Annotated in this window: 22 protein-coding genes; 9 read left to right on the plus strand and 13 right to left on the minus strand. The window is 50.9% G+C overall.

Features of this window, described 5'->3' with window-relative positions:
* The first annotated feature begins 6 nt into the window (after nt 1–6).
* On the plus strand, nt 7–1,269 hold the full coding sequence (locus ACP158_RS11210) for a DUF1015 domain-containing protein (RefSeq protein ID WP_424946209.1): 1,263 nt from the start codon (nt 7–9) through the stop codon (nt 1,267–1,269).
* Nucleotides 1,270–1,282: 13 nt separating this feature from the next.
* Here ACP158_RS11210 and prmC read toward each other — a convergent pair whose 3' ends face one another.
* The gene (gene prmC, locus ACP158_RS11215; RefSeq protein WP_424946210.1) at nt 1,283–2,110 is read right to left on the minus strand and encodes a peptide chain release factor N(5)-glutamine methyltransferase; all 828 of its coding nucleotides are present in this window, start codon (nt 2,108–2,110) and stop codon (nt 1,283–1,285) included.
* Nucleotides 2,111–2,440: 330 nt separating this feature from the next.
* On the opposite strand from prmC, the gene ACP158_RS11220 reads away from it, so the two are divergent.
* The 4 genes from ACP158_RS11220 to ACP158_RS11235 all read left to right on the plus strand — a co-directional run bounded on the left by ACP158_RS11220 (nt 2,441) and on the right by ACP158_RS11235 (nt 3,575).
* Complete coding sequence (locus ACP158_RS11220) at nt 2,441–2,677, plus strand: hypothetical protein (RefSeq protein ID WP_424946211.1); 237 nt, start codon at nt 2,441–2,443, stop codon at nt 2,675–2,677.
* 52 nt (nt 2,678–2,729) lie between these two features.
* Nucleotides 2,730–2,927 carry a hypothetical protein gene (locus ACP158_RS11225; RefSeq protein ID WP_424946212.1) on the plus strand — a complete coding sequence of 66 codons (198 nt, stop codon included), beginning with the start codon at nt 2,730–2,732 and terminating at the stop codon, nt 2,925–2,927.
* Nucleotides 2,928–3,085: 158 nt separating this feature from the next.
* The gene (locus ACP158_RS11230) at nt 3,086–3,304 is read left to right on the plus strand and encodes a hypothetical protein (protein WP_424946213.1); all 219 of its coding nucleotides are present in this window, start codon (nt 3,086–3,088) and stop codon (nt 3,302–3,304) included.
* Nucleotides 3,294–3,575: a hypothetical protein gene (locus ACP158_RS11235; protein ID WP_424946214.1), complete on the plus strand. Its 282-nt coding sequence runs from the start codon at nt 3,294–3,296 to the stop codon at nt 3,573–3,575. Before ACP158_RS11230 ends, ACP158_RS11235 begins: the two co-directional genes overlap by 11 nt.
* A gap of 107 nt (nt 3,576–3,682) precedes the next feature.
* Here ACP158_RS11235 and ACP158_RS11240 read toward each other — a convergent pair whose 3' ends face one another.
* The 3 genes from ACP158_RS11240 to hemA all read right to left on the minus strand — a co-directional run bounded on the left by ACP158_RS11240 (nt 3,683) and on the right by hemA (nt 6,336).
* Nucleotides 3,683–3,874 (minus strand): hypothetical protein, encoded by a 192-nt coding sequence (locus ACP158_RS11240; protein ID WP_424946215.1) that lies wholly within the window; start codon nt 3,872–3,874, stop codon nt 3,683–3,685.
* A gap of 70 nt (nt 3,875–3,944) precedes the next feature.
* Nucleotides 3,945–5,030 (minus strand): peptide chain release factor 1, encoded by a 1,086-nt coding sequence (gene prfA / locus ACP158_RS11245; RefSeq protein ID WP_424946216.1) that lies wholly within the window; start codon nt 5,028–5,030, stop codon nt 3,945–3,947.
* 43 nt (nt 5,031–5,073) lie between these two features.
* Nucleotides 5,074–6,336: a glutamyl-tRNA reductase gene (hemA, locus tag ACP158_RS11250; RefSeq protein WP_424946217.1), complete on the minus strand. Its 1,263-nt coding sequence runs from the start codon at nt 6,334–6,336 to the stop codon at nt 5,074–5,076.
* Nucleotides 6,337–6,420: 84 nt separating this feature from the next.
* Here hemA and ACP158_RS11255 point away from each other — a divergent pair, with 84 nt between their 5' ends.
* The 3 genes from ACP158_RS11255 to ispE are packed head-to-tail and all read left to right on the plus strand — an operon-like array spanning nt 6,421 to nt 9,938.
* Nucleotides 6,421–8,265: a tetratricopeptide repeat protein gene (locus ACP158_RS11255; RefSeq protein WP_424946218.1), complete on the plus strand. Its 1,845-nt coding sequence runs from the start codon at nt 6,421–6,423 to the stop codon at nt 8,263–8,265.
* Between the two features lie 51 nt (nt 8,266–8,316).
* Nucleotides 8,317–9,012 carry a lipoprotein insertase outer membrane protein LolB gene (gene lolB / locus ACP158_RS11260; protein WP_424946219.1) on the plus strand — a complete coding sequence of 232 codons (696 nt, stop codon included), beginning with the start codon at nt 8,317–8,319 and terminating at the stop codon, nt 9,010–9,012.
* Complete coding sequence (gene ispE, locus ACP158_RS11265; protein WP_424946220.1) at nt 9,009–9,938, plus strand: 4-(cytidine 5'-diphospho)-2-C-methyl-D-erythritol kinase; 930 nt, start codon at nt 9,009–9,011, stop codon at nt 9,936–9,938. Before lolB ends, ispE begins: the two co-directional genes overlap by 4 nt.
* 658 nt (nt 9,939–10,596) lie before the next feature.
* Here the strand turns inward: ispE and ACP158_RS11270 are convergent.
* Entirely contained in the window at nt 10,597–11,436 is an 840-nt protein-coding gene (locus tag ACP158_RS11270) for a DUF5020 domain-containing protein (protein WP_424946221.1), read from the minus strand.
* Nucleotides 11,437–12,137: 701 nt separating this feature from the next.
* Here ACP158_RS11270 and ACP158_RS11275 point away from each other — a divergent pair.
* Entirely contained in the window at nt 12,138–12,308 is a 171-nt protein-coding gene (locus ACP158_RS11275) for a hypothetical protein (protein ID WP_424946222.1), read from the plus strand.
* Nucleotides 12,309–12,988: 680 nt separating this feature from the next.
* Here the strand turns inward: ACP158_RS11275 and ACP158_RS11280 are convergent.
* The 8 genes from ACP158_RS11280 to ACP158_RS11315 form a co-directional block, all read right to left on the minus strand.
* Complete coding sequence (locus tag ACP158_RS11280; protein WP_424946223.1) at nt 12,989–13,783, minus strand: enoyl-CoA hydratase-related protein; 795 nt, start codon at nt 13,781–13,783, stop codon at nt 12,989–12,991.
* 18 nt (nt 13,784–13,801) lie between these two features.
* Nucleotides 13,802–15,049 carry a phenylacetate--CoA ligase family protein gene (locus tag ACP158_RS11285; RefSeq protein WP_424946224.1) on the minus strand — a complete coding sequence of 416 codons (1,248 nt, stop codon included), beginning with the start codon at nt 15,047–15,049 and terminating at the stop codon, nt 13,802–13,804.
* Nucleotides 15,050–15,109: 60 nt separating this feature from the next.
* Nucleotides 15,110–15,925, minus strand: a complete 816-nt coding sequence (locus ACP158_RS11290; protein WP_424946225.1) for an ABC transporter ATP-binding protein — start codon at nt 15,923–15,925, stop codon at nt 15,110–15,112.
* Nucleotides 15,926–16,047: 122 nt separating this feature from the next.
* Nucleotides 16,048–17,217 carry a hypothetical protein gene (locus ACP158_RS11295; protein WP_424946226.1) on the minus strand — a complete coding sequence of 390 codons (1,170 nt, stop codon included), beginning with the start codon at nt 17,215–17,217 and terminating at the stop codon, nt 16,048–16,050.
* A complete protein-coding gene (locus ACP158_RS11300) occupies nt 17,210–18,118 on the minus strand; it encodes a DNA adenine methylase (RefSeq protein WP_424946227.1) in 909 nt (302 codons plus the stop codon). The genes ACP158_RS11295 and ACP158_RS11300 overlap by 8 nt, the downstream gene beginning before the upstream one ends.
* 63 nt (nt 18,119–18,181) lie before the next feature.
* Nucleotides 18,182–19,315: a DNA methyltransferase gene (locus ACP158_RS11305; RefSeq protein WP_424946228.1), complete on the minus strand. Its 1,134-nt coding sequence runs from the start codon at nt 19,313–19,315 to the stop codon at nt 18,182–18,184.
* 123 nt (nt 19,316–19,438) lie between these two features.
* Nucleotides 19,439–20,773: an ABC transporter substrate-binding protein gene (locus tag ACP158_RS11310; RefSeq protein ID WP_424946229.1), complete on the minus strand. Its 1,335-nt coding sequence runs from the start codon at nt 20,771–20,773 to the stop codon at nt 19,439–19,441.
* 276 nt (nt 20,774–21,049) lie between these two features.
* Nucleotides 21,050–22,126, minus strand: a complete 1,077-nt coding sequence (locus ACP158_RS11315) for a branched-chain amino acid ABC transporter permease (protein WP_424946230.1) — start codon at nt 22,124–22,126, stop codon at nt 21,050–21,052.

The following is a 22,126-nucleotide window of genomic DNA, read 5'->3' on the forward strand; positions in this document are numbered from 1 at the left end:
GCGGCCATGCCCAAAATCAAAGCGTTTGCGGGTTATCTGGTCAATGCCGCGCGCGCCAAGCAAGTGGTATCGCCGGCGTATGATTCCGTCTCGCCGCAACAACGCCGACAATTCGCTGAAGCCAATCCGCAAAATTTTTTAAACACCATGCGCCTGCTGGAGGATTTTCCCGCCGATGCGCGGCCGACTCAATCTCAACTTTTGTCGTCCAATAAAGCGAATCTGGACAAACTGCTGGATGACGGCTCTTACGAAAAACTTAAGACACCCTGTTTGTTTGTGTATCAGTTAGGCAGCGGCGCGCATGTGCAAACTGGCGTGGTCTGCGAAATTGGCATTGAAGAGTACGAAAAAGGCTTGGTGCGAAAACACGAAAACACTCGTAGCGACAAAGAGGATTTGCTGACCCGCTACCAAAAAGTCGTCGGCGTCTCGTCCAGCCCGATTTGCCTGGCGTATTCGCAAAGCGATGCGATAGACGATTATGTCGCTCGGCTGATTGAAAAACCCGATGACCTTGAGTTTATCTCGGAAGACGGTGCCGAACAAGTCGTCAAACAGCGGGTATGGCGTATCGAGAACTCGGTCGAACAACAGAAATTGATCGCGCTGTTCAGTAAAATTGAGGTAACCTACCTGACCGACGGACACCACCGCGCCGCGTCTGGATATCGTTACGCTGAAATGATGCGCGAACAACATAACAATCGTGGGGGCAACCATGGAGACGAACCCTATAACCAACTGCTGGTCGCGCTGTTCCCGGACAACCAACTCAACTTGCTGCCTTTTCATCGTTGCGTCAAAGACCTGAACGGCTTGGATGAAACCCAAATCGTGGCAGCGTTGCGAGCCTGTTTCGCGGTCAAAAAACTGCGCGGGCAGACCGCATTCGATGCGTCCCAGCATGGCGAATTTGGAATGTATATCAATCAGAATTGGTATCGCCTTAATGTGTTGCCGCAATGCATCGAGCAAACAGACCCGGTTAATTCATTGGATGTCACCCTGTTGCAAAATTTGATTTTAGAGCCGATCTTCGGCATCAAGGATATGCGCGGGGATGCGCGGCTCGATTATATTGCCGGGGTCAGCGGTGATGCAGGCATTAAACAAAAATGCAGTGAGGGCTGGAAAGTGGTTTTCGCCTGCTACGCCACTTCAATTGAGCAGTTGATGAAGGTCGCGGATGCGGATTTGTTGATGCCGCCAAAATCAACCTATTTCGATCCGAAGCCGAGGTCCGGTATATTTGTCCGCTTGAAGTGACCGGCATGGTTCATCAATGCCCGTACATTTGATCGCGCGGCAATCGCGCCGCAGTAACCCGGTCGTTGCCGCTCAAATCCTGAGCCGTGGTTATGTCGCCATAACCTTCATCGGACAATCGTTGCCGAACGCCCTGGCCTTGCTGGAATCCATGTTCAAGCACAAGCCATCCGCCTGAGCGAAGATAGGCTTTGGCATGGCGCGCGATGTGGTTGATTGCCGCGTAGCCCTGCTCATCGGCAACCAGCGCGGCGCGCGGCTCGAAACGCACATCACCAATCTGCAAGTGCTCGTCATCGGCGGATAGATACGGCGGGTTGGAGCAAATCAGATGATATTTTTCGCGGCGCAGATTTGCGAACCAATCGCTCTGCAAAAACTCGATGTTGTTAAGTCCTGAGGTGGGTCCCAAGGCGGCCTGATTGCCACGCGCAACCGCGAGAGCGCGCGCTGAATGATCCGTAGCCACGATGCTTGATGCGGGCAACTCCGATGCCAACGCCAAGGCGATGGCGCCGCTACCCGTGCCCAACTCCAAAATGCGGGTGCCGAGACCGGACTTGGGGTCGGACTTGGGACCGCCATCAATCAGCGCCAATACACGCTCAACCAGTGTTTCGGTTTCATGGCGGGGAATTAAAACCCGATCATTTACCTTGATCGGCAGCGACCAGAACTCCCTGATCCCGGTCAAGTAGGCGACCGGCACGCCCTGTTGCCGCTGGCCCGCTATTTTGTGGTAAGCGTCTATTTGCGCGGCGGATAATGTGTGGTCGTCATGCGCGATCAACTCGGCCGCATCCTTGCCCAATACATAACCCAACAGAATTCTGGATTCCATATACCCATTCTCCATCCCGAAGAACTGCTTTTTAGACCAGGTTAGCAACTCGCCTATAGTCAAATGCTGGGTCAATTACTTGTAAAAGCCAGTTTGTAGTGCGGTTTGTGCCAGGGTCGCATATAAATATTGGTTCAAGATACTTTAAGCGGTGATTTCGGATAGATTTTAGCAGATATTGACACCCATTTTCGTGGCGCATATTGAAGCGAAACTCACACTCTTTCAAAGGGGTCCGGCTACGCCGGACGACATATTTTAACTGGATTCCCGCCTGCGGCGAGAATGACGGGCCGGGGGGGACAATGGTAAATAAGTGTCACGCAAAGCGTGACACTAAAACGTGCTCTATTACCTATAATCCGTCATTGCCCGGCACATATTATTATTGGCCGGGCAATCCAGTGGAATATGCCGTCCGGCGTAGCCGGACTCCTTTGCGGCGTAGCCGCCGGTTTGTGTCTGGCAAAGCCGGATGCCAAAAGGAGTCACGCTACGCGTGACAGATATTTAACTGGATTCCCGCCTTCGGCGAGAATGACGGGCCGGGGGGACAATGGTGAATAATTGTCACGCAAAGCCTGACACTAAAACGTGCTCTATTACCTATAATCCGTCATTGCCCGGCCCATATTATTATTATTGGCCGGGCAATCCAGTTATTAAACCGTTCGGCGTAGCCGAACTCCTTTGCTTTGATGCCGCCGGTTTGTGTCTGGCAAAGCCGGATGCCAAAAGGAGTCACGCTACGCGTGACAGATATTTAACTGGATTCCCGCCTGCGGCGAGAATGACGGGCCGGGGGGGACAATGGTAAATAAGTGTCACGCAAAGCGTGACACTAAAACGTGCTCTATTACCTATAATCCGTCATTGCCCGGCTTGTTCCGGGCAATCCAGTTATTAAACCGTTCGGCGTAGCCGAACTCCTTATTATCGCGGCTTCGCCACTCTGGATTCCCGCCTGCGGCGAGAATGACAAATAAGGGTCGTCATTGCCCGACACATATTATTATTGGCCGGGCAATCCAGTGGAATATGCCGTCCGGCGTAGCCGGACTCCTTTGCGGCGTAGCCGCCGGTTTGTGTCTGGCAAAGCCGGATGCCAAAAGGAGTCACGCTACGCGTGACAGATATTTAACTGGATTCCCGCCTTCGGCGAGAATGACGGGCCGGGGGGACAATGGTAAATAAGTGTCACGCAAAGCGTGACACTAAAACGTGCTCTGGCGCAGCCGGATTTCTTATTCTCGATGTGCCATTGGCGTCTCAACTCGCCTTTGTCCTCTCAATTCACCATTGTCTCCCCAGTCCGTCATTGCCCGGCCCATATTATTATTATTGGCCGGGCAATCCAGTTATTAAACCGTTCGGCGTAGCCGAACTCCTTTGCTTTGATGCCGCGCCGTTTGATGCGAGAATGACGGCAAGGCTATGGTGCTTATTGCTTACCGCTAATGTATGAGCGCGTCCCGGCGGCTACGCCACTCTGGATCCTCGCCTGCCGGCGAGAATGACGGCCGAGAGGGCGGTGCTAAAACACCGCTGGAAAGGAACAAAACGGGCAATGAATTAGTGAACACATACGCTCGCATTGCCCGGCGATGCGTTGTCTGATTTGAGTATACAATCGGCTGGTCGCCGGGCCAGAGATGCCAGTGATTTGAGCGACTTTGCAAGCCTCGAATCAAGGCAAAACAGCCGTGGAATCGCCCTGGATTTATTCTCCGAAACTCGGCAACGAATGACATGCTTGTTTTTCATTTATAGAACAATTAGTTATGACCATTTCACTATACCTTAAAGTATCTTGAACCAATATTTATGCTAAATTTTAAGCGTTATTTAACTCGGCCAGCAACTGCACCTGATGTTCCGCTATCAATGCATCAATAATTTGATCGACATTGCCGGCCAGCACTTCATCCAATTTGTACAGCGTTAAATTGACCCGATGATCGGTGATTCTGCCTTGCGGGTAATTATAAGTGCGAATCCGCTCGGAGCGATCGCCGCTGCCCACCAACGATTTGCGCGTGCTTGCCTGTTCTCGCTGTTGCTGCTGAATTTGCGCTTCGAGTAATTTTGATTTTAGCGCCGCCAGTGCGCGCGCGCGATTCTTATGCTGCGATCTTTGATCCTGACATTCCACCACCGCCCCGCTGGGCAGATGGGTGATGCGGATGGCTGAATCGGTTTTGTTCACGTGCTGCCCGCCCGCGCCCGAAGCGCGAAATGTGTCTATGCGTAAATCGGCCGGGTTGATTTCAATCTCATCCATTTGGTCCGCCTCTGGCATGACCGCGACCGTGCACGCGGAAGTGTGTATGCGCCCCTGAGATTCCGTTTCCGGCACGCGTTGCACCCGGTGCGCGCCCGATTCAAATTTCAACCGCGAATACGCGCCGTCGCCGATTATGCGGCTGATAATTGCTTTATAGCCGCCATGTTCGCCGTCGCTGCTGCTCATCACTTCCACCTGCCAGCGACGGCTTTCGGCATACGCATGGTACATCTTGAACAAGTCACCGGAGAACAGCGCGGCCTCATCACCGCCGGTGCCGGCGCGAATTTCAAGATAGATATTGCGACCATCATTAGGATCTTTCGGCAGCAGCAAGGTTTGCAGATCGTGGTCGCATTCCTGCAACCGCTGTTCCAGGGCCGGCAATTCATCCTTCGCCATGGCTCGAATTGAACTATCGGAATCCTCCAGCATGGCGCGAGTCTCCGTCAACTCCTGAGCCAGCGCCTGATGTTGATTGAAGGTCTCGACGATGGGAACGATTTCCGATAACTCGATAGACAGTTTTCGAAACTGGTCCTGAGCGGAAATAATCTCAGGCTCCGACAACAACACATTGAGCTCTTGGCGTCGGTCAACGACCTGCAGCAATTTTTGTTTAATAGATGGGTTCATCCGCGCTTCGCCTGAAAAAACCATATGAGAAAACTGACAAAAGTTATAAATTAAATAACTTTCGCGCGGCCGAGATAATGCTGGCATTGCCGTCGATATCCGCTTGTTTAAGCACCTGACTGGGTTGATGCGCGAATTTATTGGTCAAGTCTCTGGCGAGTTGCTCAAGAACTTTTTCGGCGTCCCCGCCGTTACCCAGTTTTTTAAGCGCGCGCTGCAATTCCGCTTGTTTTAAATCGTTCAACCCCGCTCTGAAGGATTTTATCGCGGGCACCGATTCCAACGAGCGCATCCAGCGCATAAACTTCACCACCTGAAAGTCGATGATGTTTTCTGCCTGTTCAGTCGCGCGCAAACGCTCCTCCCGATTCTCGTCAACCATGGATTTCAGATCGTCAACGGTATATAAATACACGTCTTTGAGTTGACTGACTTCGGGTTCGACATCCCGCGGCACCGCCAGATCGAGGATAAACATGGGACTGTGCTTGCGTTTTTTCAGCGCGGCCTCAATGGCGCCTTTTCCTAAAATCGGCAAGGTGCTGGCGGTTGAGGTAACCACAATATCGGCGTGGTGCAAGCGTTCTGGAATTTGAGCCAGGCTAATAGCTTCGGTAATGGCCTCGCCGCCGGCCGCGCGCGCCAAAGTTTGCGCCTTATCGATAGAGCGATTAGCGATGATGATATGCTTCACTTGATTCTGTTTCAGGTGTCTGGCCACTAACTCAATGGTCTCGCCCGCGCCGATCAACAATACCGTCTGCTGCGAAAGTCGGGTGAATATTCGCTTGGCCAGGTTGACGCCGGAATACGCCACCGACACCGCATTGGCGCCAATCGCGGTATCGGTTCGCACCTGCTTGGCGACGCTAAAAGTATGCTGAAACAATCGGTTCAACACTTTTCCGGTAGCGCCGATACTCGATGCGGTTAGAAAGGCATCCTTCATTTGACCCAGAATTTGCGGCTCGCCCAACACCATTGAATCCAGCCCCGAAGCAACGCGAAACGCATGTTTCACCGCGGCTTCATTGGGGTAGTGATAGATGCTTTTGTCCAAATCGCGCTGATTGAGTCCGCTGTATTCAGACAACCAAGCCAGAATACGTGTTTTATCAGCGTTTTCCTGGCCACAATAAATTTCGGTTCTATTGCAGGTGGATAATATGGTGGCTTCCGCCACCCCCGCGGATTGGGTCAGATCCGCTAAAGCCTGGTGGATGGAATCCGGGCCAAACGCCGCCTTTTCGCGCACTTCAATGGGCGCGGTCTGGTGGTTCAAGCCTAAGGTTAAAATATGCAGCATTTAAAATATGCATGTTGTGAAGCATTATAGTGATAATCAACCGCAAAATCCTGGCAAGGCGACTGAAAATATTGGTAGACTGCAATGATGTTTTTTTCGGATCATGGCGCGCTCGCCGCAGTTAAATTTTCACCGCGGCATCTTGCAAAACCGCTCGTTGGCGTCGGAGTTTTACTGCTCATTGGCGCCTGTCAATCGCCTTCACCGAGCACCGAAATCTCCGCGCATAACTCAATCCAGGCGCTTGCGCCCGAGAATGAGCATGAACACGAACCGGTGCTTACGCTGTCACCTGAAACAAAACCGCAATCCCGACTCACTGCCGAACTGCTGTACGATATTTTAGTGGCGTCAATCGCGGCCCAAAGAAACCGGCCCGCCGTCGCGCTGGAAGCGCTTTCAAGCGCAGCCTACCACTCCGAAGATCGCCGCCTTATCTCCGAAGCCATCCAACTTGCGATGGACCTTGAACAGTATCAACAGGCGATCGCGCTCGCTGAATTTTTTAATCGTCTGCAACCGGATAATCACCGGGCAATTCTGGTGCTGGCGAAGGCGCAGTTTAAATTAGGCGAAGCTCAGAAGGCTTTGAGCGCGCTAATTGACTTGGCGAAAAATCAGACCACGCCTGAGGCTTTTTCTGATGCCTCAGTGTTGCAGGATATTGCGGCGTTGTTGTCGGCGCAGGATCAGAAAACCGTGTTGCCCGAGTTTATGCAACAAGTCGAAAAAAATCCTGACAACGCGCAACTTGCGCTGACCGCCGCCCTACTCGCTTCACGGCTCGGCAACGCCGATGAATTTATCAGGTTGCTGGACAAAACCCTTGAACTCAAATCGGATTGGGAATTTCCCGGCACGCTCAAGTTATCGGAATTATCCACTCTAAACCTCGATAGCATGACCCGTTTCGCGGAGCATTATCTAACAGCCAACCCGCAACACGAAAAATTCAAGTTGCAGTATGCGCGACTATTGATTCAACAGGATGACATTGACGGCGCGCTCGGCCGCCTCAAGGAAATACTGGCGCTCAATCCTGATTCCGTCGACGCGCTGTTCAGAATCGGCGTCATTTATCTGGACCAGGACTTGTTGGAGGAATCCAAAAAAGCGCTGCGGCGCTACCTTGAACTCAATCCAACAAATAATCAAAACTGGCCAAAAACGGATCTAAGCCGAATTTATCTGGCTGATATTGAGTTTAAACTAAAGCATTACGCCGCCGCCGCGTTGTATCTGCACGGCGTTTCGTCGCCAAGATATTACCTGGACGCGCAGGTAAAAATGGCGCGGGTCATCGCGCAACGCGATGATCTCGATTCCGCCTTGAACCATTTGCAGCAAATTGTTACGGCCAACGATGCCCAGAGAACCCGAATTATTCTCGAACAAGATGCATTGCTAAGGGAGCATAATCAGTTGCATCGATCAAGATTGCTGCTCGATGAGGGGTTGGAAGAGTTTCCAGACCAACCGGATTTATTGTATAACCGCGGGCTGCTTGCCGCTCAGATGGAATTGCTGGAGCTGCATGAGCAGGATATGCGTAAGTTAATCACGCTGCAACCCGACAATGCTCATGCTTATAATGCGTTAGGTTATACCCTGGCGGATCAGACCGACAGGCTGAGCGAGGCCATGGCGTTAATCGTTAAAGCGAATGAGTTGCTGCCTGATGATGGTTTTATTCTCGACAGCATGGGTTGGGTTCATTTCCGGTTGGGTGATAATGAACAGGCGATAAAATTTTTGCGGCAAGCGATGGCTATCAGGCAGGATGCTGAAATTGCCGCGCATTTGGGCGAGGCGCTTTGGGTTACCGGTCATCAAGATGAAGCCATAAAAATCTGGCGACAGGGCACCGAGTGGGGGCCGGAAAATGTAATTTTGAAAAACACCATGGCCCGGTTTTCTCAGCAACAATAGACCTATTTCGCGCCCAGCCATTCTCCAGCACACCCTTGTTAGCCCGCAGACATGCCTTTTTATTACCGATTTTTTATCGCCTGCACGATTGCCTGCACGATTGTTGTGATCTCCGGCTGCGCAACCAACATTCCAAAACAGTCTGCGGCAACATCCGCTGCGCTTGCGCTTTGGCAACAGCAGAAATTAAATAACTCAACGATGTCCAGTTGGGAGATCAAGGGAAAAATCGGCGTTAAAACGGGCGACCAAGGCGGCTCGGCCACATTGAAATGGTCGTACCGGAATGACCGTCAGGAAATTGAACTTTATGGCCCCTTCGGCGGCGGCCGCATAAAAATTTCGGTGACCGGCGATGCCGCCATCCTGAAAGACACCAAGGGCGCGGTGATTGAAGGCGAGAGCGCGGCTCAGGTGTTATATCAACGATTGGGCTGGCGGGTGCCGTTTGCGGAACTGATTATGTGGTGCCGAGGATTGCCGGATGACCATGCCACGGACATTGTCATTGACCAATATGGACGACTGAAAAGCCTGAACCAGGGCGTGTGGCATATCGAATATCAGGAATATCGGTCGGTTGCTGGTTTCACCTTGCCGCGCAAACTCACGCTCGCGTCATTGCCCGGCGGCATGGCGCTTTATGATGACCACGGCAAGTATATCGGCGATCAGTTGCGCGTCAAGGTGATTTTGCGGCGTTGGTCGGCGATCAACCCACCCGGCAATCGGAATTATCTCCCATGAGCGAAGTCATGGTGGGGTCAAGCGCACGCGCTCTGGTCATGCGCTCGCCGGCAAAAATTAACCTGTTTCTGCATATCACCGGACAGAGAAGCGATGGCTATCACTTATTGGAAACGGTTTTTCAATTTCTTGATTTTGCCGATACATTGAAATTTGAAGTCCGGAAAGACCGCCGCATTGTTCGGCGCGATGAGCATGAATTTTCGCTTCCGAAAAATGATTTAATCATCCGCGCCGCCGAACTGCTGCGTAAAGAATTTCACACGGAATTTCAGTCAAGCGATGCGCCGGGCGTGCGCATCACCTTAACCAAAAAAATCCCGCCAGGCTCCGGCATGGGCGGCGGCAGTTCAAACGCCGCCACCACTTTGTTGGCGTTGAACCGACTCTGGAATTTAGGCTTGACCCGAGATGACTTGCTGCCCCTGGCCGCGAGGCTCGGCGCCGATGTGCCGCTATTCATCTATGGAAAATCGTGTTGGGCCACGGGCATTGGCGATGTGTTTGAACGCTTCGAGCCGCCGCAACATTGGTGTTGCATGTGCCTTCCATCGGTGGCGGTTTCAACCTCGGCGGTGTTCTCCCGCTTTGATCAACGCGGTCACTCATCGATAACCAAAAAAGCCCTGAGCAAAAAAGCCATGATCAAAAAAGCCATGATCAAAAACACCCTAATTAAAAATCGGGCGCAAACCGGAAATACCGCCAATGATCTTGAGCCGATTACCCGCGCCCTTCACCCCGAAGTGGATCAAGCGCTCAAAACCCTGAGCCTTTATGGGGACGCAAAAATGAACGGCAGCGGCTGCTCCATTTATCTACGCTGTGATTCCAAAGACCAAGCCAGCGAAATTTGCCGTAAGATGCCATCACACTTAAACTGTGCGGTAACCCGGACTTTGAACGATATTACCGAGTATTCGTAGAATCGCTGATTGATTTTAAGGCTCGTCATTATCGGGCTTGGTGGTGTTGGCAGATTTTTGCTCCCAGCAAAATCTGCACTTCCGCCATCCTTGGCGGTCGTGTCCCGCTATGCGGGACAATGGTTGACTGGATTCCAACTTTCGTTGGAATGACGAGGGCGGGGGTGGAATGACAGTGAAAGGGCAGCCTGGATTTCCGCCCCCGGTCCGTCATTATCGGGCTGACCCGATAATCCAGTTAAACACGCCGTTATTTCTGCGGAAGCAAAAATGACACAACATAAGGAATCCGGCTACGCCGGATAGTTGTCTTACTGGATTCCGGCGTGCGCTGGAATGACGGTTGATATTTTAATTACGGTGCAGGTCATTTCGCGCGGTGTGCAAAATTGCGCGTAAGCCCGCAAGGGCGCATATCAGGGATGATACGCGCAATCCAACTTGCGTTGGAATGACGGTGGGGGGGCAGTATGGATTCCCACTCCCCGGCCCGTCATTATCGGGCTTGACCCGATAATCCAGTAAAACACCTGCGGCGCAAGCCGCTACATTACCGGCTGCGGGCTACCGGTCCAGCCGACTCCCTAACCTGACCGCGTTTGCGGTCAGGTTGTTCTTCAACGGGGGGAGTGGTTCTTTGGGGATATGACGCGGTGGGTTAGAAATGCCACTTCAGCAAAAGATTAAGGTTGCGTTCATCCCAATCTTTGTTGCCGAATTTGTTTTCCCAATACACATATTCGACCCCGCCCCAGAGTTTTTTCGGCTGCATACCCATCACGCTGCCGATGTCATATTTCAGTTGCGGCGTGAAGTTGAAGCCGGACTCTGATTTATCGCCATTGCTAAAATCAAACGCGGTTACGGCATCCAGGAAGCCGTCAAATCGCACTTTGCCATCGGCCAGGTCAAAACGCCACACCACGGTAAGTTGCTCATTGTCATCGCGGGTTCGATTACCGATGTGGGCATCCAGCGTCTGATCGTCGTTGAAGCGGCGATAAAATGCGACATTGAAAAAACTCGCCTTTGGCACCGCCAGGTTCACGCCGACACCGAGCAGATAGTTATTGAAACTGTTGCCATCGGACAGGTTGAAACTAGCATTTTTGCCATTATCGCCGGAGCCGAATTCCCATTGCGTCGCGGCATACACCTGTTTGACGAAGCCGCCGGGTTTGAACATGGTCGGGTTGATGGAAAACTCGCCATACATCGCATCGTTTTCAAAATCTGAATCGCGGCTCATCAGGCGGTCAATGAACAGGAAAGTGCCACCCCAGGTGTGGCCACTGGCGTGTTCAAAGGTGACCACATTGCGGTCGGTGGATTGCGTCTGAATGCCGTTCGGGAGCTTCTGCTTCTCATAATTACTGCCGGACAGCAGCGACAGGCTGAAATCCTGCCAGATCAGTTTCGCCGATGCGGGGGGGGGGGGGGTGAAAGTTGCCAGTATGACGAGTCCGCCGAGCAACAACTTTAGGTGTGGTGTTTTCATGATGGATTCCTCCAAAGGATAAGGGAAGTAACGCTGGTAAGCGCGAGAGCGTTGAGTATAACAAAATTGTAATGTCAATGTGTGGCGGGGGGAGTATATCGTAAAAAAATGAATCCGGCTACGCTGGATGTTTTTTTGACTGGATTCCGTGTCAAGCACGGAATGACGGCCCGGGCAGGAAAGGGGTGATTGGGGGTTTTTGTGGGTTTCGCAAGGAATCCGACGTAGCCGGATGTGTTTTCTACTGGATTCCAACGTGCGCTGGAATGACGGTGTAGGTTGAAATACGGTGCAGGTCATTTCGTGCGGGAGCGAAATTGCGTGTAGTCCGCCCTGCCCTTTGTCGTCATTTGTCCCCGGCCCGTCATTCTCGCCGGCAGGCGGGGACCCAAACGCGGCGAAGCCGCGATAAAAGGAGTTCGGCTACGCCGAACGGTTTAATAACTGGATTGCCCGGAACAAGCCGGGCAATGACGGGTTGGGAGATAATGGTGAGCCTATACAGGGATGACGGTGTAGGTTGAAACTCGGTGCAGGTCATTTCGCGCGGGAGTGAAACTGCGTGTAGCCCACCCTGCCCTTTGTCGTCATTTGTCCCCGGCCCGTCATTATCGGGCTTGACCCGATAATCCAGTTAAATACGCTGTTATTTCTGCTTTAGCAGAAATAACACAACCGTTTCGCGCAATCCCGCCAATCAAATGTCAGCGGTTATCGCCGCTGGGTTTTTCTACTGGATTCCGTGTCAAGCACGGAATGACGGCCCGGGCAGGAAAGGGGTGATTGGGGTTTTTTGTGGGTTTCGCAAGGAATCCGGCGTAGCCGGATGTGTTTTCTACTGGATTCCAACGTGCGCTGGAATGACGGTGTAGGTTGAAATACGGTGCAAGTCATTTCGCGCGGGAGTGAAACTGCGTGTAGCCCGCCCTGCCCTTTGTCGTCATTTGTCCCCGGCCCGTCATTATCGGGCTTGACCCGATAATGACGGCCCGGGCAGGAAGGGGGTGATTGGGGTTTTTTGTGGGTTTCGCAAGGAATCCGGCGTGTGCTGGAATTGTATGTGTTCACTAATTCACTGCCTTGGTGTGTTCCTTTCCAGTGGTGTTTTAGCACCGCCCTCTCTGCCGTCATTCTCGCCGGCAGGCGGGGACCCAGACGCGGCGAAGCCGCGATAAAAGGAGTTCGGCTACGCCGAACGGTTTAATAACTGGATTGCCCGGCCAATAATAATATGGGCCGGGCAATGACGGGTTGGGAGATAATGGTGAATCGAAAGGACAAAGGCGAGTTGAGAAGACAATGGTAAACGAGAAAAAACTGTCAGCGAAATAGTGAGCCTATACAGGAATGACGGTGTAGGTTGAAATACGGTGCAGGTCATTTCGCGCGGGAGTGAAACTGCGTGTAGCCTGCCCGCGCCCTTTGTCGTCATTTGTCCCCGGCCCGTCATTATCGGGCTTGCCCCGATAATCCAGTTAATAATGAATCCGGTAATCTGTCATCCCAGCGCAAGCAGGAAAAAATCGCCGGGAGCGATTTTTCGTGAGCGCCGCTAACCGGAATCAGTCCACGGCGGCGGTTGTTTCTTAAAAAATCCACCGATGCCGACAATGGCTTCCTCAGTCTCCCAGGCATCAGCCAACATCTTTGCGGTATATTCTTGATTCTCCTGTATCGTTTGTTGACTGACATTGCGGAGTAATTGTTTGGTCATGGCGATGGCGCCGGGCGCGCAAGCAAGGCAGCTTTGCAGCTCCTGTTCAATTGCCTGGTCGAGATTAGCGGGTTCAACCACTTTATCAATCAGTCCAAATTGAACGGCTTCGTTGGCATCAAATACATGCCCGTTCAATAATGTGCGGCGAGCATTGCTGAGGCCCATTCGATCAATCAAATAAGGTGAGATATTGGCAGGGGTCAGTCCCAAACGGGTTTCGGTTAACGCAAAGCGTGCGGTGGACACAGCTATCGCGACATCGCAAACCGCAATCAGTCCCACGCCGCCGGCATAAGCCGCGCCGTGAACCCGAGCGATGGTCATTTTGTTGAGCCGGTTTAATGCTTCCAAAGCATCCGCCAAGGCGGCGCTTTCCCTGATTCTTTGTGCGCGACTGCGCGCCAGATTTTCTTTCATCCAACCCAGATCAGCGCCGGCCGAAAAACTTTTCTGTCCGGCAGCAGCCAAAACCACCGCTCTTATAGCATTGTCATTGCTTATCGCCTCGCAAGCATCGCGCAATTCCAACATCATCCGGCTACCCATGGCATTGTGCTTTTGCGGGCGGTTCAGGGTTAACCAGGCCACGCACCGTTGATCCACTTCAAGATTTATATCCGCGTAATTCATATTGATTATGCGCGTTGATTATTCGTGCCGCCTGATATCTTCTATGACCAGGCCATCATTGGAAATTGAATCAGGTTCAACGAAATTAACTTCTCCGCGAACCTTGCAAAGTGCGCGAATACTTTGGCGAATGGCTTCGCGCAGAGATTCGGACTGAGACTCGGATTGTTGCGCGACCTCGCAAAGCAGAGTCATTTGGTCGCTTTGATCCACCCAATCAACCACCAATCTGGCGCGTATGATTTCTGGATGGCGTGCAAGGATACTGGCAACCTGATCAGGATGAATGAACATACCGCGCACTTTCACGCTCTGGTCGGCGCGCCCCATCCATCCTTTGATGCGCCGATTGGTGCGGCCACATTCACTGACTCCCTCGAGCACCGCAGACAGGTCGCCGGTGGCAAATCGAATCAAAGGATAATCTGGATTCAACGTGGTCACCAATACTTCGCCAACTTCGCCGTCGGCGACAAGATCGCCACTGCCAGGGCGCACAATTTCCACATGAACACCCTCATCGACTATCAGTCCCGAATGCACAGAAGATTCATAGGCAATCAGGCCCAGATCGGCGGTGGCATAACATTGCAGGACCGATATTCCTCGCTCGGTAAAATCATTTCGCAATGAAAGCGGCAGTGCTTCTCCAGAAACTAGCGCCTTGTTCAAACTGCTCGCATCCAGATTTAGCGCATCCGCCTTTTCCAGAATAATTTTCAAAAATGACGGCGTGCCGATATAACCGCTCGGTTTTAAATGGTTTATGGTTTGCACTTGTAAATCAGTTTGGCCAACACCCGCGGGTATGACGCTACAGCCCAGGGCGTGACATCCGCTGTCGCCCATGGCACCGGCCGGCGTGAAGTGGTAGGAAAAACAATTTTGCGCCAAATCGCCGGCCCGAAAACCGGCCGCAAATAATGCTCGCGCGAATCGCCAATAGTCGGCGCGCTTGGTGCTAGCCTCGTAAATCGGTCCGGGCGAGACGAAAATATAGGCTAACTGGGCTTGCGTAAAAGCACCTAGGCCACCCAACGGCGGTTGCTGTTGCTGGCGTTCAATCAATCCTGATTTTCTGGTGACGGGAAAATGTTGTAATTGATCAAGTGAAGCCAGCGGCTTGCCATCATAATCGCGCAAACTTTCCGCATAAGCCGCGGTGTTTTCCTTGGCGTGCGACAGCAGCGTATTAACGCCGTCAAGCAGTTCCCGCTCGCGCTGCGCTGCGCTACGCACCTCCAATGAATCGTAATATTTCTGCATAAAGATTTCAGGTAATACTGAGTGATGACAGGTGCAGGCACTATTGAACAAGATAGCCCATTATGCAAGCCAGCGTTTGCGCCGTCGGTAATGCTTAACATCGCGGAAACTCTTTTTGTCGCTGCCGCTGAGGCCGAGATAAAATTCCTTGACATCCTCGTTCTCGGCAAGGGATTTCGCTTCACCGTCCATAACCACGCGGCCGTTTTCCAAAACGTATCCATAGGTAGCGTAACGTAATGCCACCGATGTATTCTGTTCCGCCAACAGAAAAGTTACTCGTTCCTGTTGATTAAGTTTTTTGATGATTTCAAATATTTCCTGCACAAGTTGCGGCGCAAGCCCCATTGAAGGCTCATCCAGTAAAATCATTTTCGGGCGCGCCATCAATGCCCGCCCCAAGGCCAGCATTTGCTGCTCACCGCCGGATGTATAGCCGGCCTGGCTGCGTCTGCGCTCAAACAATTTCGGAAAATAACTATAAACCTTTTCCATATCCTCGCGGATCATGGAGCGGCCATCCTTACGAGTGTATGCGCCGGTCAGCAGGTTTTCCTCCACGGTTAAATGCTCAAAACAATGACGCCCCTCCATGACCTGAATGACGCCGCGCCGCACCAATGTCGTTGGCGACAGGTTTTCCACCCTCTCGCCCATAAACTCAATGGAACCCTTAGTCACTTTGCCGCGCTCGGTGCCGAGGATATTAGAGATGGACTTGATGGTGGTGGTCTTGCCGGCGCCGTTGGCACCGAGCAAGGCGACAATCCCACCTTGCGGCACATCCAATGAAACACCCTTAAGCACCAGAATGACATGATCATAAATCACTTCAATATTTTTTACGCTGAGGACGATTGTTGGTTGTGCGGACATGATATAACTGGCTAATAAACGAATAGTTCGACTCGGCTATTCTGTTTTGATGGGCGAAAATTTATGCGAGGTCAAAAACAGTGGATTCTGGTGATGCGTTTTTTATCATTTCCGCTTAAAAGTCATGCACCCAATTTCCGCAGGATATGACCTTGCTTTTCCGCAACCTCTTTCGCGTTGATAATAAATAAACCAAAGCCGTTGGATTGAGCTTCATTTATTGCAGAAAGGATTAGTTTCATGTCTTTTTCTTTGACTTTGTTGATAGAGAAAAAATGGTTAAGTTCTTTATCGCTCATCTTGCTATGCAGACCGCCACGAACTGTGTCAGAAGTCAGCCCCGTTGTGGCATAATACGGCATAGTTGTATTGTCGAGTTTCAAATTGTTTATGTTGGAAAACAACGCCATCTTTATGAAAGCATCTTTTATATCACATTTGGATGGAAGCACTTTTGTCTTGCTGTGTTTTTTCTCTATTAAGAACACGCGCCCGTGTGCAATAAAGCATTCGTCAGCAGTCCAGTAATATTGCCCACCCAAAAGATTTTTGAGCGTGATAACGGACTTATCCCCGATAGTCCTCTCTTTTGGTTGATCTGTTAGTGTTTCTCGATGCTGTGCTTTTTGGGCCAATTGTCTTGACATATTCATAAATTTCGAAGCGTCTTGTTTAGCAATCGTGATACGGTTTTTAATGCCATCTTCGCCATGCAAGCGAACTCCTGTTTTACGGCATATTTCCCGATATGCCTCCAAAGCACATTCTGCAACACTGGAGAGCTGCTCCATTTGTTTCAAATTCCAATGCAATGCGCTGGAATGATATTTTTGTAATTCGTTGAATTGATTACCTGCATAAGCGTAATCAAAAATCTGCTTGGTGATTTTATTCTTGTGTATCTGGTTCGGTCGTGTGTTCTTTTCCGCCGTAGTGTAGTAGCCCACAATCACATACACATTGAACAGACTCATTAGCGAAACAGTATCCCACTGGATAAAATCGCGGTCACCATCCGCGCCTTCATCCTTACAAAAAGGAATCAGCGTTACACGATTCTTTTTGCTCAAAGTGTCATAAACGCGGGCAAATGGATAAGTCCGCGTTCGCTTGGGAGAAACCCATTGGCTAACAGCGTATTCGTCGCTTGCGGTCTTGAGCATAAAACTGCCTTTGGACGACAACTTGCCACTCAGAAATTTGTTCATTTCAAAAATTTCTAGTGAAACTGAGAGTTTCGTCACATATTCAATTTCTTTTAGTTCTGCGACAATATTGATGGACTTACTCATCAAATAATCCTCTTTGGTTTTGGGGATTGAATACATCACTAAACACATTGGCGTAGTCGGCGCTCAACACAAATACCTCGTTTGATTGCCTGCTGGCGTTCATCCCGTAAGCCCACTTCGATGACAGAATGCAAAAACCATCGTATAGTTCTCGAACGGCCGGACAATCATTATATGAAAGCAACCAACCATCGCGCTTTCGCAGTATCTTGGCAAGAGCGGCGTGGTCAAAATCTGCATGGTGGTCGCCGCGCTTGCCGTATAATTTGCTCGCTATAACATAGGGCGGGTCAAGGTATAGGAAGTCGTGTTTGTGACGACCCAATGACTGCTTGAAATCGGCTTGCTTAATCGTAAGTCTATCCGTCTTGAACGCGGCAAGCCCGACAATAGCAGTATCGGTAAAGCGCGGATGCCCGGGAGACATCCCGCCGGAAAGCGTTGTGCCTGAAAATGAACTGCGATTAAGGGCAAAGAAAACAGCCGCCAGTTTGCGTCTGCCTTTCAGCGTGAAATACCCTCGTTGTAAAGCGTAAAACTCAACTTTGTTTAGCGGGTGATAAGCGCGCACTAGCTGCGCCAATTTGGGCGCGTCCTCCAGCAGCACCTGCCAGAAATTAACCAACGGCGCGAAAGCATCGTAGGCGTGAACTTCCACGCCCCGAGCAGCACAAGCTAACTCGACTGACCCACCGCCAACGAACGGCGAACACAAGCGATCAAGGTTTGGCGGCAGCAGATGGAGTATCTGTTTGACGGCACGCGACTTGCCGCCCGGATAGCGCAAGGGGGATTTAAGCGTTGGCCTCCGCGGCTGGTTTGTCGGTGTCGAAGCGATCAAGAGCTCGGAGACTTGCTCCAGAGTCACATCAATCGGTTTGGTGATGTTTCGGACAATCATTGAATCAACTCGGCGCAGGTTAGCCGCGTATCGATGCTCAACTGAATTGCGTACATTGCGGTATCAAACCTTTTTGTTTAATTGTGTACAATTTCCTAATTTTTGAATCGCGCTCACGCCGTATTTTATATACTGCTTCTCGGTTTCCATTCCAATGTGTCGTCGGTGAAGTTTTTCCGCCACAAGATTAGTAACCCCGCTACCGGAAAAAATATCAAGAACAATGTCATTTTTATAGGAATAATACTGAACAACCCGTCTTGCCAGTTCTTCGGGAAATGGACAAGGATGAATGTTCTCTTGCGGAGCAACAGGACGAATGTTCCAAATGTTCTTGCTTTGCTCTTGATAGCCTTTTAAATCCAGTTTGTTTTCTTGTTTTTCTTTCGCCGAACGATTGTGATAAATGTTGTTTTCAGATTTTTTTGCAGCAGGTTTTTGAAAGACAAAAACATACTCCACGGCTAAACTCGGGTAGTAGTAGCCGGGATACGGATGTTGCATTAAAACACCACTTCTTTTATCTCTGACCACGCCCTTTTCCCAAACAATGTCCTCCTTGAATCGCCAGCCAATTTCTTCCATCCAACAGACAAAATGAAAGGGCAACGCCACGCGCCTTCCCTCCCATGCCACCGGTGAAATGTTCACCACATTGTGACCACCGGGCTTTATGACGCGATACATCTCTTTGAATCTATCAATCAGAAATGTTTTGTAAAAATCATAAGACTGCTCCTTTCGCTCCCAGTGACCCACTTCCCCGTTTAACTTTTTTACATGGTCGTCATAGTTGATTGCGTTATGATACGGCGGCGATGTGAACGCAAGCACAATGCTGTCATCAGCAAGTGTTTTCATGCCATCCAAGCAATCGCCACAAATAAACTGCCCTAGCCCGGACTGATACAGGCTTAGTTTTTCCCGATTGGCTCGGAAACGTCCGCCTAACTCTAAGGCGGAGATAATCTGTAGTGCTTTGTTTTCCCCAATTCCTTTGAATTGCAGCAAATCCGCCACGGTAATCTTGTCGGTCAAATTGGAGCGAAGATAATCAACCAATTCCTTGCTCAAACGGCTTATACTGTTACCTTTCGCTCCAGTGCCGAGAATTACGGATATCAGCTCTTGCGTGTTCAGTTTGGATGGCGGATTGGAAAGAAGCTTTTCCCGAGGCTGCTGATTTGTTGCAGGCATGGATAAATACCAGACTAATGATTCTCTAATTTTCTTGAGACAAAATCCGACTCGAATGAATGACACCCCCGGCCGATAGCAACTCCGTTGCCATCGGCACAGCTCGGACTAACACCAGCACTGTTAACCGCAATCGCGTTCGGCAATATTATTTTCGGCGGCGTAAGCAGCGGAGTCTTCCATAATCAATGCATCAACAACTTCGCGGTCGGCACCGGTGAAATCGGTAATCAACGACCACGATTTACGCTTCGCGTCCCACTGCTGAATCGCGCCCAGCCCGGGCCCGCCGTGGTTGGCGCAAGTCACATTAATATCAGGACCGAAGTTGGGCAGGCCGAGAGCGGTCATGCGCGCTTGGTCTATGTTGAGTGCTTCCATGCCGTCGCGCATCTGTCCCGAAGTGATGTTTTTGGTGCCGTGAATCTTTTGCGCGGTACGCGCCGCTTCGGCAGCGAGCAGGGCGGCGTATAGTCCGCGGTTGTATAGCACGGTACCGAGGTTGGAGCCATCGCCGGCCGTCTTGCCCTGGTCTACGACGTATTTTTTGATGTCATCGTAAATCGGGAAATCGCTGCTTACGCCGTGGAACGCAATCGCTTTGTAGCCGTGCGCGCCTTCGCCGGCCGGCAACACATCGTTCTCAGATGCCGACCACCACACGCCGATGAAGTGATCCATCGGATAACGAATGTTCGCCGCTTCCTTGATGGCGACCTGATTCATTACGCCCCAGCCCCACATCAAAATATAGTCCGGTTGATCGCGGCGAATTTGTAGCCATTGGGATTTTTGTTCCTGACCCGGATGATCCACTGCCAGCAGTGTTAACTCATAGCCATGTTTTTTTGCCAATTCCTCAAGGGTGCGAATGGGCTCCTTGCCATAAGCGGAATTATGGTACACCAGCGCAATACTTTTACCGTTAAGATCGCCGCCCTCCTGACCATTGATATATTTAATGATGATCGAGGCGGCGTCCCAGTAAGTACCCGGGTAGTTGAAGATGTGGCTGAATATTTTGCCGTTGGCGGCGGAAGTGCGGCCGTAGCCCATGGAGTGCACCGGAATGTCGTCGGCAGTCGCCTTGGGAATCAACTGATAGGTAATGCCGGTGGACAAGGGTTGGTAAACCAACGCACCTTCGCCTTTGGTGGATTCATAACACTCGACGCCTTTTTCTGTGTTGTATCCGGTTTCGCATTCGATCAATTTGATCGGAACGCCACTGATTCCACCATCGCGTTCGTTCAGCAATGTAAAGTAATCCGCATAGCCATCCGCAAATGGAATACCGTTAGGCGCATATGGGCCAGTTCGATAACTCAATGATGGAAACACTAATTCTGCATCTGGAGCGATTACAATTTGTTGTTCTTTTTCCTTACCCAGGAAAACATAAAGCGCGCCAACCACTATCGCTATCGCGGCGATTAGAGCTATTAATTTTGAGTTCATTATATTTCCTCCTCGGAAACGGTTATGCTTCGTACCCCTTTGATTTTAAAGGAACGAGCACGAGCATGAATTTAAGACCAAACCTAAACAAAATCAATACTCGATGCCACGTTCCACGAATTTATAAACGAGGTGTACTTCGCGCCCCTTTGATTTTAAAGGAACGAGCACGAGCCTGAATTAAAATACATCATCTTATTATACCTGTACTTAGTGCCAAGTTCCAAGAACAACTAGACGATGTGTTGCCCGATTGGGCTGGGTTTCTAGCCAACCCTAATGCGGGAACGGCCAAAGTCGAAGTTTCTCTTTTGCGATCCGCCACAGCTGCGCCAGCCCATGGGGTTCGACAATCAAGAAAAACATAATTAACCCACCAATCAATATAAGAATCAAATGGGCTACCAGGTCGGTCGGCCAACCCAGCCCGCCGACCATGATATTCTTAAACAACACCGGCATCAGTGTCATAAACGCCGCGCCAATGAACGATCCAAAAATGGACCCCAGACCGCCGATGATGATCATGAACAGCACCAGAAACGACTTGTCGATGCCAAAGGCTTCGGTGGGTTCCGCGGCGCCCAGATAGACGGAAAAAAACAGCGCGCCGGCAATGCCGATATAAAACGAACTGACGGCAAACGCAGACAGTTTAGCATTTAGCGGCGGCACACCAATAATCTCCGCGGCGATGTCCATGTCGCGAATTGCCATCCACGACCGCCCTATTCGGCCTCGGGTCAGGTTTTTAGCAATTACGGCAAAAACGACCGCTATTGTCAAACAAAATAGATAAGTCGCCCACGGCGGTGAGTTGGGCCCGGTAATGGCAATGCCAAACACAAATCTTTCCGGTGAGATAATCATTCCAGAGGCCGAATAATTATAGAACCAGGGGACCTTGTTAAACAGCCACACCAGAAAAAATTGCGATGCCAATGTGGCGACCGCCAAGTAAAATCCCTTGATCTTGAGGCTCGGCAAGCCGAAGATCATGCCCACCGCGGCCGTGATGCCGCCGGACAACAGCACCACCAAAAACATATTAAGTTCGGGAAACGCGGTCATCAACTTGTAGCAGGCGTAGGCACCCACCGCCATAAAACCGCCGGTGCCGAGGCTTAACTGCCCGCAATAGCCGACCAGTATATTTAACCCCAGCGCCGCCATCGACCATACCAGCACCGGCACCAAGACGGATTTTTCCCAGTAGTCGTTGATGATGAACGGCACGACCAGAAAAGCAAACGCGCAAAACAGAATAACAAACCAGCGATCCAGCGCAATCGGGAAGATTTGCTGATCTTTGTTATAGGTGGTTTTGAAGTCCCCGGATTCTCGGTAAAACAT

Source organism: Candidatus Spongiihabitans sp. (assembly GCF_965247905.1).
In the GTDB taxonomy this organism is placed as follows: domain Bacteria; phylum Pseudomonadota; class Gammaproteobacteria; order Arenicellales; family Poriferihabitantaceae; genus Spongiihabitans.